The sequence below is a fragment of the Enterobacter sp. ku-bf2 genome, from assembly GCF_001742765.1.
In the GTDB taxonomy this organism is placed as follows: domain Bacteria; phylum Pseudomonadota; class Gammaproteobacteria; order Enterobacterales; family Enterobacteriaceae; genus Enterobacter; species Enterobacter quasiroggenkampii.
This window is the reverse complement of sequence record NZ_MDVW01000008.1, coordinates 14,340-26,998: the sequence shown is the minus strand read 5'-3', so window position 1 is coordinate 26,998 and position 12,659 is coordinate 14,340. Positions and strand designations below refer to the sequence as shown.

The 12,659-nt window shown below is 52.4% G+C and carries 17 protein-coding genes and 1 rRNA gene; 6 read left to right on the top strand and 12 right to left on the bottom strand.

Annotation, left to right across the window (positions count from 1 at the left end; genetic code table 11):
* Window positions 1-358 (bottom strand): 16S ribosomal RNA (locus tag BFG58_RS12190); the annotation flags it as partial.
* A gap of 471 nt (window positions 359-829) precedes the next feature.
* Between BFG58_RS12190 and BFG58_RS12185 the strand changes: the two genes are divergently transcribed.
* A complete protein-coding gene (locus BFG58_RS12185; protein ID WP_048030960.1) occupies window positions 830-1,384 on the top strand; it encodes a gamma carbonic anhydrase family protein in 555 nt (184 codons plus the stop codon).
* Here the strand turns inward: BFG58_RS12185 and BFG58_RS12180 are convergent.
* Genes BFG58_RS12180 through dprA form a run of 6 tightly spaced genes read right to left on the bottom strand, consistent with a single transcriptional unit; the run spans window position 1,360 to window position 5,143 of the window.
* A complete protein-coding gene (locus tag BFG58_RS12180) occupies window positions 1,360-1,608 on the bottom strand; it encodes a DUF1488 domain-containing protein (RefSeq protein WP_023345007.1) in 249 nt (82 codons plus the stop codon). The genes BFG58_RS12185 and BFG58_RS12180 overlap by 25 nt on opposite strands.
* Window positions 1,605-2,423: a shikimate dehydrogenase gene (gene aroE / locus BFG58_RS12175; RefSeq protein WP_069719869.1), complete on the bottom strand. Its 819-nt coding sequence runs from the start codon at window positions 2,421-2,423 to the stop codon at window positions 1,605-1,607. The genes BFG58_RS12180 and aroE overlap by 4 nt, the downstream gene beginning before the upstream one ends.
* Window positions 2,424-2,427: 4 nt before the next feature.
* Window positions 2,428-3,000 (bottom strand): L-threonylcarbamoyladenylate synthase type 1 TsaC, encoded by a 573-nt coding sequence (gene tsaC / locus BFG58_RS12170; protein ID WP_063622998.1) that lies wholly within the window; start codon window positions 2,998-3,000, stop codon window positions 2,428-2,430.
* Window positions 2,993-3,547 (bottom strand): type I DNA topoisomerase, encoded by a 555-nt coding sequence (locus BFG58_RS23220; protein WP_045909528.1) that lies wholly within the window; start codon window positions 3,545-3,547, stop codon window positions 2,993-2,995. Before BFG58_RS23220 ends, tsaC begins: the two co-directional genes overlap by 8 nt.
* A gap of 26 nt (window positions 3,548-3,573) precedes the next feature.
* Window positions 3,574-4,047 (bottom strand): DUF494 family protein Smg, encoded by a 474-nt coding sequence (smg, locus tag BFG58_RS12160; RefSeq protein ID WP_008503477.1) that lies wholly within the window; start codon window positions 4,045-4,047, stop codon window positions 3,574-3,576.
* A complete protein-coding gene (gene dprA, locus BFG58_RS12155) occupies window positions 4,019-5,143 on the bottom strand; it encodes a DNA-protecting protein DprA (protein ID WP_069719872.1) in 1,125 nt (374 codons plus the stop codon). Before dprA ends, smg begins: the two co-directional genes overlap by 29 nt.
* A 127-nt stretch (window positions 5,144-5,270) precedes the next feature.
* On the opposite strand from dprA, the gene def reads away from it, so the two are divergent.
* The 5 genes from def (at window position 5,271) to mscL (ending at window position 10,048) form a co-directional block, all read left to right on the top strand.
* Window positions 5,271-5,780, top strand: coding sequence for a peptide deformylase (def, locus tag BFG58_RS12150; RefSeq protein WP_008503479.1), 510 nt, complete (start codon window positions 5,271-5,273; stop codon window positions 5,778-5,780).
* A 25-nt stretch (window positions 5,781-5,805) separates the two neighbouring features.
* Window positions 5,806-6,753: a methionyl-tRNA formyltransferase gene (gene fmt / locus BFG58_RS12145; RefSeq protein WP_048030956.1), complete on the top strand. Its 948-nt coding sequence runs from the start codon at window positions 5,806-5,808 to the stop codon at window positions 6,751-6,753.
* Window positions 6,754-6,805: 52 nt separating this feature from the next.
* Complete coding sequence (gene rsmB, locus BFG58_RS12140; RefSeq protein WP_069719871.1) at window positions 6,806-8,092, top strand: 16S rRNA (cytosine(967)-C(5))-methyltransferase RsmB; 1,287 nt, start codon at window positions 6,806-6,808, stop codon at window positions 8,090-8,092.
* A gap of 22 nt (window positions 8,093-8,114) precedes the next feature.
* Window positions 8,115-9,491 carry a Trk system potassium transporter TrkA gene (gene trkA / locus BFG58_RS12135; protein ID WP_025759209.1) on the top strand — a complete coding sequence of 459 codons (1,377 nt, stop codon included), beginning with the start codon at window positions 8,115-8,117 and terminating at the stop codon, window positions 9,489-9,491.
* A gap of 146 nt (window positions 9,492-9,637) precedes the next feature.
* Window positions 9,638-10,048 carry a large-conductance mechanosensitive channel protein MscL gene (gene mscL, locus BFG58_RS12130; RefSeq protein ID WP_025759210.1) on the top strand — a complete coding sequence of 137 codons (411 nt, stop codon included), beginning with the start codon at window positions 9,638-9,640 and terminating at the stop codon, window positions 10,046-10,048.
* On the opposite strand, the gene BFG58_RS12125 is transcribed toward mscL, so the two are convergent.
* The 5 genes from BFG58_RS12125 to rpoA form a co-directional block, all read right to left on the bottom strand.
* A complete protein-coding gene (locus BFG58_RS12125; RefSeq protein WP_045909530.1) occupies window positions 10,022-10,264 on the bottom strand; it encodes an alternative ribosome-rescue factor A in 243 nt (80 codons plus the stop codon). The two genes, mscL and BFG58_RS12125, sit on opposite strands and share 27 nt — an antisense overlap.
* 57 nt (window positions 10,265-10,321) lie before the next feature.
* Window positions 10,322-10,747 carry a Zn(2+)-responsive transcriptional regulator gene (gene zntR / locus BFG58_RS12120; protein ID WP_021242972.1) on the bottom strand — a complete coding sequence of 142 codons (426 nt, stop codon included), beginning with the start codon at window positions 10,745-10,747 and terminating at the stop codon, window positions 10,322-10,324.
* A 2-nt stretch (window positions 10,748-10,749) separates the two neighbouring features.
* Window positions 10,750-11,118 carry a DUF1992 domain-containing protein gene (locus BFG58_RS12115; RefSeq protein WP_069719868.1) on the bottom strand — a complete coding sequence of 123 codons (369 nt, stop codon included), beginning with the start codon at window positions 11,116-11,118 and terminating at the stop codon, window positions 10,750-10,752.
* Window positions 11,119-11,225: 107 nt separating this feature from the next.
* Window positions 11,226-11,609, bottom strand: coding sequence for a 50S ribosomal protein L17 (rplQ, locus tag BFG58_RS12110; RefSeq protein ID WP_001216368.1), 384 nt, complete (start codon window positions 11,607-11,609; stop codon window positions 11,226-11,228).
* Window positions 11,610-11,649: 40 nt separating this feature from the next.
* Window positions 11,650-12,639, bottom strand: a complete 990-nt coding sequence (rpoA, locus tag BFG58_RS12105; protein WP_002919219.1) for a DNA-directed RNA polymerase subunit alpha — start codon at window positions 12,637-12,639, stop codon at window positions 11,650-11,652.
* Window positions 12,640-12,659 lie beyond the last annotated feature (20 nt).

Sequence of the window (12,659 nt, the reverse complement as noted above, 5' to 3'; positions counted from 1 at the left end):
ACTGCTGCCTCCCGTAGGAGTCTGGACCGTGTCTCAGTTCCAGTGTGGCTGGTCATCCTCTCAGACCAGCTAGGGATCGTCGCCTAGGTGAGCCGTTACCCCACCTACTAGCTAATCCCATCTGGGCACATCTGATGGCAAGAGGCCCGAAGGTCCCCCTCTTTGGTCTTGCGACGTTATGCGGTATTAGCTACCGTTTCCAGTAGTTATCCCCCTCCATCAGGCAGTTTCCCAGACATTACTCACCCGTCCGCCGCTCGCCGGCAAAGTAGCAAGCTACTTTCCGCTGCCGCTCGACTTGCATGTGTTAGGCCTGCCGCCAGCGTTCAATCTGAGCCATGATCAAACTCTTCAATTTAAGTTTGATGCTCGTGAATTAAACTTCGTAATGAATTACGYATGTTCACTCAGAGACTTGGTATTCATTTATTGTCCGAAGACATTAAGAATCCATGTCACTTTGAGTGCCCACACAGATTGTCTGATAAATTGTTAAAGAGCAGTGCAACGCGGCTTTCGCTCACCGTTGCGAGGTGGCGTATATTACGCTTTCCTCTTTCAGAGTCAACCCGTTATTTCAGGATTTTTTCTCTTCAACCGACCGCGTTGTCTGTGAAGTGTTTCACATCCGCCGTGTCGATGGAGGCGCATTATAGGGATCCCAATTTTTAGCACAAGTATTTTTTAGATCTTTTTTTCCGACTGCTGATTTTCCGCGCTTTTCGCTGAAATCCCGCCCGATCTGCTTAAATATTGACGTATTTTGCCTTGCCTCGATCCATTAATACGATCAAAGTCTTCTGTATAGCGCTCATTCTTAGAGGTAGATATGTCTGCAGTATTGCGTCCTTATAAAGATCTGTTCCCCCAAAAAGGCGATCGCGTGATGATCGATGCCAGCAGCGTGGTCGTTGGTGATGTGCGAATGGCCGAAGATGTCAGCATCTGGCCGCTCGTCGCCATCAGGGGAGATGTTAACTATGTGTCGATTGGTGCACGTACCAACATTCAGGACGGTAGCGTTCTACATGTCACGCACAAATCCTCCTATAACCCCGAGGGTAATCCCCTCATCATTGGAGAGGATGTTACCGTCGGCCATAAAGTGATGCTCCACGGCTGCACGATCGGAAATCGCGTCCTTGTTGGCATGGGGTCGATTTTGCTGGATGGCGTCATAGTAGAAGATGACGTAATGATTGGTGCCGGTAGCCTGGTCCCGCAGAACAAAAGGCTGGAGAGCGGTTATCTCTATCTGGGAAGTCCGGTAAAACAGATCCGCCCCCTTAAGGAGGCAGAGATCGAAGGATTAAAATACTCGGCGAACAACTACGTAAAATGGAAGAATGACTATTTGGATCAGGATAACCAAACCCAGCCCTGATCGTCTTCCTGCTGTTCGCGGATTAAATCGCTGGCTTCCTCTTCCAGATCCCAGCGATTTTCGCAAAATACCGCTAGCGGGTCTGTGCCACCAAAGCGATGCAACAGCGTTTCTCCATGGATTGCACAGGTAAGTTGCATGCCCTGTACCAGCACCGGAAAACAGACCGCTTGTTTATGCTCATCCCAGCTCTCTCTGTCCGGGAAATGAATAGCCTGATTCACTCCGAAAGCTCCTGCTTTAGCTTTTCAATGACCGGCTCGACCGCAGGCAACACGCCGTGCCAGAGCAGCACCGCATGCGCAGCCTGCCCCACCAGCATTCCCAGCCCATCGGCTAACTGTTTCGCGCCGTGTTGTTCACACCAGTTCAGGAAAGGCGTCTTCCCTTTCTGATAGAACATGTCATAGAAGTACATATGCGCACTGACCAGCGAAGCGGGGATCGCCGGGATCTCACCGTTGATGCCGCTGGATGTGGCATTAATGACAAGATCGAAATCACGTTCGGCAAGATCGTCAAGCGCTACCGCGCTCACGCTGCCGGTATGCGCAAACAACGCCGCCAGCGCTTCTGCCCGGGAAAAGGTTCTGTTCGTGATGGTCACCGAACAGTCCAGTGAAAGCAGAGGCAACAAAACGCCCCGCGATGCGCCACCCGCGCCAATCAGCAGGATTCGGAATCCGGGCTTGATAAAGGAGAGTCTTTCCAGATCGCTGAGTAAACCAATCCCGTCGGTGTTGTCCCCCAGAAGGCGTCCATCCTCAAGCCGTTTTAGGGTATTGACTGCGCCAGCAAGTGAAGCGCGTTCGGTCAGCTCATCCGCACGTTCGAAGGCTTCTTCTTTAAACGGGACCGTCACATTCGCGCCTTTGCCCCCCGCGGCGAAAAAGGCCTCAAGCGTAGGGATAAAGGCATCCACTGGCACCAGTACGCGACCATAGGGGTGATCTATCTGCAGCTGCTCCGCGAACTGCTGATGGATCAACGGTGACTTGCTGTGTGCAATGGGATTACCAAAAACAGCATAGGTTTCCATGAGATTACCCCTGGCGAAAACGTTCGCCGGTCAAAGCATCGCGAATTTCAGATGGATTCAGGCGCCCTCCCGTTTCACCGACAGCGACAGGGAAGTCATTCCCGAACTGCGCCAGCACTTCTTCGGTTGTCCGACATGGCGGCTGCCCGGTCAGGTTGGCGCTGGTTGAGACCAGTGGTTTACCAAATGCCAGGCACAGCTCCACCACCAGCGGATGGTCAGTGACGCGAACGGCAAGGGAATCAAAGCGTCCGGTTAACCAGCGCGGGGTTGTCGGCTGCGCCGGGAAGACAAAGGTGACCGGACCAGGCCACGCGGAGAAGATTGTCTCGCGCTGTGCTGGGGTAAGCATAGAGTCATCAATATAGGGCTTAAGCTGCTCGTAATTCGCAGCGATCAAAATCAGTCCTTTCTCGACGGGTCTTTGTTTCAGGGTAAGCAGACGGCTCACAGCCGTCTCGCTGTCAGGATCGCAACCGACCCCAAAAACAGCTTCAGTTGGATAGGCGATGACTTCTTCATTTTTCAGTACGTCCACTGCATACGCAATGGAGCCTGATGGCAGGTTATTATTCACTATATTGATCCGCCGTTACCGGCTTTCCACATTGTTTACTGGCGCAAAAGCGTTTCATGCCTTGCGCGGTTTTCTTCTCTATCAGTAGCGGATAATTGCAATGAGGGCAGATTCCCGCTACCGGCTTAAAATTGATAACGAACTGGCAGTCAGGGTAGCGATCGCACGAATGGAAGGTCTTACCATAACGGGAACGGCGCTGTACAAGCTGACCGCGCTGACACTGAGGGCAGGCAATTGCCGTTTCATCAGGCTTATCAATTTGTTCCGTATGTTCACATTCCGGGTAGCGGCTACATCCAATAAACATGCCGAAACGCCCCTGGCGTAGCGCGAGTTCGCCACCGCAGAGAGGGCACAGCTGACCCTCCAGAATTTTGACGATATGTCCATCCGCCTGGCTTTTCAGAGGACGAACATAATCACATTCCGGATAGTGAGAACAACCGAGAAACGGGCCGTGTTTCCCGGACCGAATAACAAGTTCAGCCCCGCACTGCGGGCAGGGCTCGTTTTTGTGCACCGTGAACAGTGCTGATTTGGCCATAACAACTCTTGGTGCTGCACATTGAATTAGTGCAGCATACCTTCATTCACTTCAAAGAGTAATTCTTCCATTTGCTGATAGGCATTTTCACAGCCCGGGATATTAAACAGAACCATCAGGATCACCCACTTGAGATCTTCCAGTTCAAATTCTGCCGTATCCAGCGCCATGACGCGCTCTATCACCATTTCTCTCGTTTCGAGGTTTAGCACCTGAATCTGCTCAAGGAATAAAATGAATCCCCGGCAGCTGGCGTCCAGCCGTTCACACTCTTCAGCGGTATAAATGCGTACAGACAATGGGTCAGAAGCAAGCTGCATCGGTTCGGCAAGGCCTTCCTGATAATCAGCCAGTTTTTCCAGCCACATCAACGCATTGTAGATATCTTCCCGCTCAAATCCCGCATCGGTAAGATCCTGTGTCAACTTGTCCTGATCCACTCGCATTTCTGCTTCGTTATGGATGTAAGTCTCAAACAAATACATCAGTACGTCGAACATGGCATGCCCTCCTTAATCGGACATAGCCGCCGGGTACAGCTGCGATCCACCCTGCTAACTCCAGTTCGAGTAGCTGTGCTACCGTTACTGGCACAGGTTGGCCGGCACGTTCAGCGACAACGTCAACAGGTGTTACCTCATCTCCTACGTTAGCCAGGAGCTTGGGAAATGGCAATGCCACCTTTCCCTGATCTGATGAATATTGTCGCTTTTCGAGATCTTCCTGCAGCCATTGCAGCCCATATTGCAAATTTTCAAGAATGTCCCCGACTTCCGTTACCGGTGTTGCCCCCTGCTTAATCAGCCAGTGCGGTCCCTCGCATCCGGGATTACCTATCGGGCCTGGCAAGGCGAAGACTTCTCGCCCCTGTTCGAGCGCGCACCGTGCCGTGACCAGCGAACCGCTTCGCCGCGCGGCTTCGACCACCAGCACGCCTTTGCTAAGGCCGCTGATGATGCGATTACGACGCGGAAAGTTTGCCGGTCGGGGCTGCGCGGAAAGCGGAAACTCAGACACTATCGCGCCGTCAGACTCAATAAGCCGCATCGCCAATGCCTGATGCCGGCGTGGGTAAATGCTAAAAAGACCGTTCCCCAGCACCGCGACACTTCGTCCTTTTACTGACAGCGCCGCGCTGTGGGCAACGCCGTCAATACCACAGGCCAGCCCGCTGGTAATCGTGAAACCACTATGTGAAAGTTGTTCGCACAGGATTTTCCCCCATCGCTCGCCGTACCATGACGGCGCACGACTCCCTACCACCGCCAGCTGAACGGTATTAAGCGTCTCAGGGTTACCTTTTATGAATAAAGCCCCGGGATAGTCAGGGATCGTGCGGAGTAGAGGGGGATAAAGGGAATGATTGGCCGTTAATAAATGATGTCCCGGCTGCTCAAGCCATATCAGGCTACGTTCCAGCTCACTCTTATCGAACGCAACGAACCGTTCAGCCTGCTTTGCTGTCAGTCCAGCATTTCTTAAGACAAGCGTATCGATGCCTTCCTGCCTCTGCAATCGTGCAGCCGCTTCCACCATGACATCACCACACAGAGAACCTGTGTGCATGAGCCGTAGCCAAATCTCGGTAGACGTCATCCTTTCCCCTGCCATAAGCGCTCTCCGCAATCATTGCGATTGGTCACTGATGCTGTCAATCGATGGGGGATTTGTCTAGAATAGAGGGAGTATTCTTATCAACTCCTGAACACGACTCTGGAAATTTATGGCAGTTTTGCAAGTGTTACATATTCCGGACGAGCGCCTTCGCATCGTCGCTGAACCGGTCAAAGAAGTGAATGCAGAAATCCAGCGTATCGTTGATGATATGTTCGATACCATGTACGCCGAAGAAGGCATTGGCCTGGCGGCGACGCAGGTGGACATTCACAAGCGTATTATCGTGATTGATGTTTCGGAAAATCGCGATGGCCGCCTGGTGCTGATCAACCCTGAGCTGCTCGAAAAGAGTGGCGAAACCGGTATTGAGGAAGGCTGTCTGTCTATTCCTGAACAGCGTGCGTTAGTGCCGCGTGCCGAAAAAGTGAAAATTCGCGCCCTGGATCGTGACGGTAATCCGTTCGAACTGGAGGCAGACGACCTGCTGGCAATTTGTATTCAGCATGAGATGGATCACCTGGTCGGTAAACTGTTTATCGATTATCTCTCGCCGCTGAAACAGCAGCGTATTCGTCAGAAAGTAGAGAAACTGGATCGTTTGCGTTCTCGCGCATAACGTCCCCCCGGATACAAGGATCATCGTGTCTAAAACACTACGTATTATCTTCGCGGGAACCCCTGATTTTGCAGCGCGTCATCTTGACGCGCTGTTATCGTCTGGTCACCAGGTTGTTGGCGTCTTTACCCAGCCGGACCGTCCTGCTGGTCGCGGCAAAAAACTGATGCCGAGCCCGGTCAAAGTGCTGGCAGAAGAGCATGGGCTTCCCGTTTTTCAGCCCGCATCGCTGCGCCCGCAGGAAAATCAGCAGCTGGTTGCTGACCTGAATGCCGACGTAATGGTGGTGGTGGCTTACGGTTTAATTCTGCCAAAAGCCGTGCTTGATATGCCGCGCCTGGGTTGTATCAACGTGCATGGGTCTCTGCTCCCACGCTGGCGTGGTGCAGCACCTATCCAGCGCGCGCTGTGGGCGGGTGATGCCGAAACGGGCGTGACCATCATGAAGATGGACGTAGGTTTAGACACCGGCGACATGCTGTATAAACTGGCCTGCCCCATTACGCCAGACGATACCAGCGCCACGCTGTATGACAAACTGGCAGACCTTGGCCCACAAGGTCTTATCGAGACGCTTCAGCAGCTTGCTGACAATACGGCAAAACCGGAAGTTCAGGATGATGCGCTGGTAACCTACGCCGAAAAGCTGAGCAAAGAAGAAGCGCGTATCGACTGGTCCCTGTCAGCCGCTCAACTTGAACGCTGCATTCGCGCTTTTAATCCGTGGCCAATGAGCTGGATGGAAATTGATGAGCAGCCAGTAAAAGTCTGGAAGGCCTCCGTCATTAGCGGTGCGACGACGGCGGAACCCGGTACGATTATTGATGCCAGCAAGAACGGCATCCAGGTGGCGACTGCGCAAGGGATTTTGAATCTTGAATCGCTCCAACCGGCCGGTAAGAAAGCCATGAGCGCTCAGGATCTGTTAAATTCCCGTCGTGAATGGTTTATCCCGGGCAATCGCCTTGCCTGAGCAAATTTATTCTTAAGGCCCGGTGTTTCCGGGCATTTTTATTTTTACGGTTATGAAAAAACAAAATCTACGCAGTAGGGCGGCCCAGGCCGTCGAGCAGGTTATCGAGCAGGGCCAGTCATTGAGTAACGTCCTGCCTCCCCTGCAGCAAAAAGTTTCTGATAAAGATAAAGCCCTGCTTCAGGAGCTCTGCTTTGGCGTTCTGCGCACACTCTCTCAGCTTGAGTGGCTGATTAATAAGCTGATGTCCCGCCCAATGACGGGCAAGCAGCGCACCGTACATTATTTGATTATGGTGGGTTTTTATCAGCTTCTTCATACCCGCATCCCACCTCACGCTGCGCTGGCAGAGACGGTGGAAGGTGCCGTTGCGATTAAACGTCCTCAGCTGAAAGGGCTGATCAACGGCGTATTGCGTCAGTTCCAGCGACAGCAGGATGAGCTTCTGGCTGAATTTGCCCAAAACGAAGCGCGCTTCCTGCATCCGGACTGGCTGTTGAAGCGCCTGAAAAAAGCTTATCCGCAGCAGTGGCAGGACATTGCCGATGCCAACAACCAGCGTCCGCCAATGTGGTTACGCGTGAATCGTAATCACCACACCCGTGACGCATGGCTGGCATTACTCGAAGAAGCTGGAATGAGCGGTTTCACCCATGACGCATACCCTGATGCCGTGCGCTTAGCATCGCCTGCACCGGTACATGCATTACCCGGCTTTGAAGAGGGTTGGGTAACGGTACAGGATGCTTCTGCTCAGGGTTGCATGACCTGGCTTGAACCCCAAAACGGTGAGCAGATCCTCGATCTCTGCGCCGCACCAGGGGGCAAAACGACGCATATTCTTGAAGTGGCTCCGCAGGCCAGCGTGATGGCAGTGGACGTTGATGAGCAGCGTCTTTCACGCGTCTATGACAACCTCAAGCGCCTGGGCATGAAGGCGCAGGTTAAGCAAGGCGATGGACGCAAACCCGCAGAATGGTGTGGTGAAACACAATTCGATCGCATTTTGCTGGATGCCCCCTGCTCTGCAACCGGCGTGATTCGTCGTCATCCGGATATCAAGTGGCTGCGTCGCGATCGTGATATTAACGAACTTGCCCAGCTGCAATCCGACATCCTCGACGCCATCTGGCCGCATCTCAAGCCCGGCGGAACGCTGGTGTATGCGACCTGCTCGGTACTTCCTGAAGAAAACAGTCAGCAAATCGCGGCCTTCCTTAAACGTACCCCGGACGCGGCGCTGCGCGATACGGGAACGCCTGAACGCCCGGGTCAGCAGAATCTGCCGGGTGCAGAAGAGGGTGATGGCTTCTTTTACGCTAAGCTAATCAAAGAGTGATGTTGAGAACAGGTCACGAGATATGAAGATTATCATTCTGGGCGCAGGACAGGTTGGCGGAACGCTGGCGGAAAACCTGGTTGGCGAAAACAACGACATCACCATCGTGGATACCAACGGCGATCGCCTGCGTGTTTTGCAGGACAAATTTGACCTGCGCGTTGTGCAGGGCCATGGTTCGCACCCGCGCGTTCTTCGTGAGGCGGGCGCTGACGATGCCGATATGCTGGTTGCGGTGACCAGTTCTGACGAAACCAATATGGTGGCCTGTCAGGTGGCCTACTCGCTTTTCAACACGCCAAACCGAATCGCGCGCATCCGCTCTCCGGACTATGTCCGCGATGCTGAGAAGCTGTTTAACTCAGAAGCGGTCCCTATTGATCATCTCATCGCCCCAGAACAGCTGGTTATCGATAATATCTACCGTCTGATCGAATATCCGGGCGCCCTGCAGGTAGTGAACTTTGCCGAAGGTAAAGTGAGCCTGGCCGTCGTTAAAGCCTATTACGGCGGGCCATTGATCGGCAATGCGCTTTCCACCATGCGCGAGCACATGCCGCATATCGATACGCGCGTCGCAGCCATTTTCCGTCACGACAGGCCAATCCGCCCGCAGGGCTCCACGATTGTCGAAGCCGGTGACGAAGTCTTCTTTATTGCAGCTTCACAGCATATTCGTGCGGTGATGAGTGAACTTCAGCGTCTCGAAAAACCCTATAAACGCATTATGCTGGTCGGCGGCGGCAATATCGGTGCAGGTCTGGCACACCGGCTGGAAAAAGATTACAGCGTGAAGTTGATCGAGCGCGATCAGCAGCGTGCTGCTGAACTGGCGGAAAAACTGCAAAATACGATCGTATTTTATGGCGATGCGTCCGATCAGGAATTACTGGCTGAAGAGCATATTGATCAAGTTGATCTCTTTATTGCCGTCACCAACGACGATGAAGCAAATATAATGTCCGCCATGCTCGCCAAACGCATGGGGGCCAAAAAGGTCATGGTGCTTATCCAGCGTCGGGCATACGTTGATCTGGTGCAGGGCAGCGTCATTGATATTGCCATTTCACCTCAGCAGGCGACCATTTCCGCGCTCCTGAGCCATGTGCGTAAAGCGGATATTGTCGGGGTGTCATCGCTCCGCCGCGGTGTCGCGGAAGCCATTGAAGCCGTGGCGCACGGAGATGAAACCACATCACGCGTCGTGGGCCGTTCGATAGACGAAATTAAGCTGCCACCGGGAACGATTATTGGTGCCGTTGTGCGCGGAAATGATGTCATGATTGCCAATGATAATTTACGTATTGAGCAAGGCGATCACGTTATTATGTTCCTTACCGATAAAAAGTTTATTACCGACGTCGAACGTTTATTCCAGCCAAGCCCATTCTTCCTTTAATGTGTCGGGTGCCTGAAAAAGTGCACCCGACCTTTATCCTTTTCATTTTTGTGCCTTTTATTTTTCATAACGTTTAATTATCCCGAATGGCAATTAGCTAATCATTTGTTAAACTTATAGTCGTCAGCTGGCACAAGGAGAACAAAATGAGTTTTATTAAAGAATTTCGCGAATTTGCGATGCGCGGAAACGTGGTGGATTTGGCAGTGGGTGTCATTATTGGTGCGGCATTCGGCAAGATTGTTTCATCATTAGTGGCCGACATTATCATGCCACCTTTAGGGTTGCTGATCGGGGGCATTGATTTCAAACAATTCGCTTTCACGCTGCGTGAAGCACAAGGTGATGTTCCGGCAGTCGTGATGCACTACGGCGTATTTATTCAGAACGTATTTGATTTCGTGATTGTGGCGTTTGCCATTTTTATGGCTATCAAGCTGATCAACAAGCTGAACCGTAAAAAAGAAGAGCCGGCAGCGGCGCCTGCGCCTACAAAAGAAGAAGTGCTGCTGAGTGAGATTCGCGATCTGTTAAAAGAGCAGAACAACCGCGTTTAATCGAAAGCTTAAAGCAGGAAGGCCAGTGGTAAATAAGCGATTCGCTTGTTTGCCACTGGCCTCCCAGTTACCCCGTTTTGCATGCTTGTCTTTACGCAGATAACTCCCTTTCCCTTTTTTATTCTTCTCAACACGCTGTCTGAATAGCGGGTCGTGAAGTAGTGCCTCAATGGCATTGTCTTTTATCTGTCCTTTCGTGTGCTGATAGCGGCTCATAAATTCTCCTGAGCATGGTTTATGACGACGGGAGTCTAGATCCGGATGGACTAAAAATCAACAGTCCTCGGTTTCTCCACTGGCCCCCTGTTCAAGGGCTTCCAGTATGGAACAATAAATACTGCTGTGGGCCGTACCGCAACAAGCATCATTCAGCCTTTGCAGAGAGCGCTGCATGGTTTGCAGTTCCTGAATGCGTGCTTCCACTTCATCCAGCCGGGCCTGCACAATGCTTTTAGACTCCTGGCAGGTATGATGTGCCGGATCGATGCGGATCGATAATAGCTCGCGGATCGAGTCTAATGTGAAACCGAGCTGGCGCGCATAACGAATAAACCGCAGGCGCTGCAGATCGTTATCGGTATAAAGTCGAAAGCCACCTTCAGTACGGACTTCATGGTCGATCATCTGCTGTTTTTCGTAATATCGGATGGTATCCGGCGTGACGTTAGCGAGCTTCGCAAGTTCACCGATACGGTACATAACTACTCCTCGTTAATTTTCCGCAACAAGCTTTCACCGTATTCACCGTGCAGAAAGTCAGTGTTCATTCCTGCCTGGCGCAGCTTAAGTTCAAGCAGGGCCAGACGGCGGCTCAGTTCAGAATGCTGCGGATCGTCCTGACGGATCCCTTTCAGCAGATCCGCCAGTTCAACAGCCTCTCTGCGCTGTTCAAGTTCCGGAGGGAGACAGCCTGCATTTTTCAGTAAACGGTAGCCCGCCCGTAGTTCAGGCGCAATGTGCGAGTCATCGTCAAGCACAAGGGGTTCGCCGCGTCCCGGAAGATCGTCGAATTCACCTTTTTTTTGGGCATCGCGAATATGGCGTTCTGCCCACTGGTCGAGCAACCACATTACCAGCTCCAGAGGATGAACAGAATTGATACAGACATTGTAGAGAAGTGGGGATATCGCGGATATAAAAAAACCCGCCGGAGCGGGTTTTTTTACGTTACTGCAGATTACTCTGCAGCAGCTTCTGCTTTCTCTGAACGATCAACCAGCTCGATGTAAGCCATCGGCGCGTTGTCGCCTGCACGGAAACCACACTTCAGAATGCGAGTGTAACCACCGGCACGGCTCGCGAAACGCGGGCCCAGTTCGTTAAACAGTTTTGCCACGATCTCGTTATCACGAGTACGGGCGAATGCCAGACGACGATTAGCAACGCTGTCAGTCTTGGCAAGAGTAATCAGCGGCTCAACTACGCGACGCAGCTCTTTCGCTTTAGGCAGGGTCGTCTTGATGATCTCATGACGAACCAGTGAACCTGCCATGTTGCGGAACATAGCCTGGCGATGGCTGCTGTTGCGGTTCAGTTGACGACCACTCTTACGATGGCGCATGACCTTATCCTTCTCAGTAAAACCTTAACCTGTGATCCGGTTACTCGTCAGCAATGCTTGCCGGTGGCCAGTTTTCCAGGCGCATGCCCAGAGACAGACCACGTGAAGCCAGCACGTCTTTAATCTCAGTAAGAGATTTTTTACCCAGGTTCGGCGTTTTCAGCAACTCAACCTCGGTACGCTGTACCAGATCACCGATATAGTGGATAGCTTCTGCCTTGAGGCAGTTAGCAGAGCGGACAGTCAATTCGAGATCGTCAACAGGGCGCAGCAGGATCGGATCGAATTCTGGTTTCTCTTCTTTCACTTCCGGCTGACGTACATCACGTAAGTCAACGAAAGCTTCCAGTTGTTCTGCCAGGATGGTTGCCGCACGACGAATCGCCTCTTCAGGATCGATTGTGCCGTTGGTTTCCATTTCGATGACCAGCTTGTCCAGGTCGGTACGCTGTTCTACACGCGCTGCTTCAACATTGTAGGCAATACGCTCTACAGGGCTGTAGCATGCGTCGACCAGCAGACGGCCGATTGGGCGCTCATCTTCTTCCGAATGAATTCGGGCAGAAGCCGGCACATAACCACGACCGCGCTGAACTTTGATACGCATGCTAATTGCTGCGTTCTCATCGGTCAGGTGGCAGATCACGTGCTGCGGCTTGACGATTTCAACATCACCGTCGTGGGTGATGTCGGCTGCAGTCACAGGGCCAATGCCAGATTTATTCAGAGTAAGAATAACTTCATCTTTACCCTGAACTCTCACCGCCAGCCCTTTCAGGTTGAGCAGGATTTCAAGGATATCTTCCTGAACGCCTTCTTTGGTGCTGTACTCATGAAGTACACCATCAATCTCAACCTCGGTCACCGCGCAACCCGGCATCGATGAGAGCAGAATACGGCGCAGTGCGTTACCCAGAGTATGGCCAAAGCCACGCTCTAAAGGCTCAAGGGTCACCTTGGCGTGCGTCGAACTCACTTGCTCGATATCTACCAGGCGCGGTTTTAGAAACTCTGTCACAGAACCCTGCATTGTGTCCTCTCTTTGGTACT

Coding starts and splice junctions, on each gene's coding strand:
- trkA (WP_025759209.1), top strand. CDS start 8,115: ATGAAGATTATCATTCTGGGCGCAGGACAGGTTGGCGGAACGCTGGCG.
- rsmB (WP_069719871.1), top strand. CDS start 6,806: ATGAAAAAACAAAATCTACGCAGTAGGGCGGCCCAGGCCGTCGAGCAG.
- mscL (WP_025759210.1), top strand. CDS start 9,638: ATGAGTTTTATTAAAGAATTTCGCGAATTTGCGATGCGCGGAAACGTG.
- BFG58_RS12125 (WP_045909530.1), bottom strand. CDS start 10,264: ATGAGCCGCTATCAGCACACGAAAGGACAGATAAAAGACAATGCCATT.
- BFG58_RS23220 (WP_045909528.1), bottom strand. CDS start 3,547: ATGGCCAAATCAGCACTGTTCACGGTGCACAAAAACGAGCCCTGCCCG.
- BFG58_RS12185 (WP_048030960.1), top strand. CDS start 830: ATGTCTGCAGTATTGCGTCCTTATAAAGATCTGTTCCCCCAAAAAGGC.
- aroE (WP_069719869.1), bottom strand. CDS start 2,423: ATGGAAACCTATGCTGTTTTTGGTAATCCCATTGCACACAGCAAGTCA.
- rpoA (WP_002919219.1), bottom strand. CDS start 12,639: ATGCAGGGTTCTGTGACAGAGTTTCTAAAACCGCGCCTGGTAGATATC.
- rplQ (WP_001216368.1), bottom strand. CDS start 11,609: ATGCGCCATCGTAAGAGTGGTCGTCAACTGAACCGCAACAGCAGCCAT.
- BFG58_RS12115 (WP_069719868.1), bottom strand. CDS start 11,118: ATGTGGTTGCTCGACCAGTGGGCAGAACGCCATATTCGCGATGCCCAA.
- dprA (WP_069719872.1), bottom strand. CDS start 5,143: ATGACGTCTACCGAGATTTGGCTACGGCTCATGCACACAGGTTCTCTG.
- def (WP_008503479.1), top strand. CDS start 5,271: ATGGCAGTTTTGCAAGTGTTACATATTCCGGACGAGCGCCTTCGCATC.
- smg (WP_008503477.1), bottom strand. CDS start 4,047: ATGTTCGACGTACTGATGTATTTGTTTGAGACTTACATCCATAACGAA.
- zntR (WP_021242972.1), bottom strand. CDS start 10,747: ATGTACCGTATCGGTGAACTTGCGAAGCTCGCTAACGTCACGCCGGAT.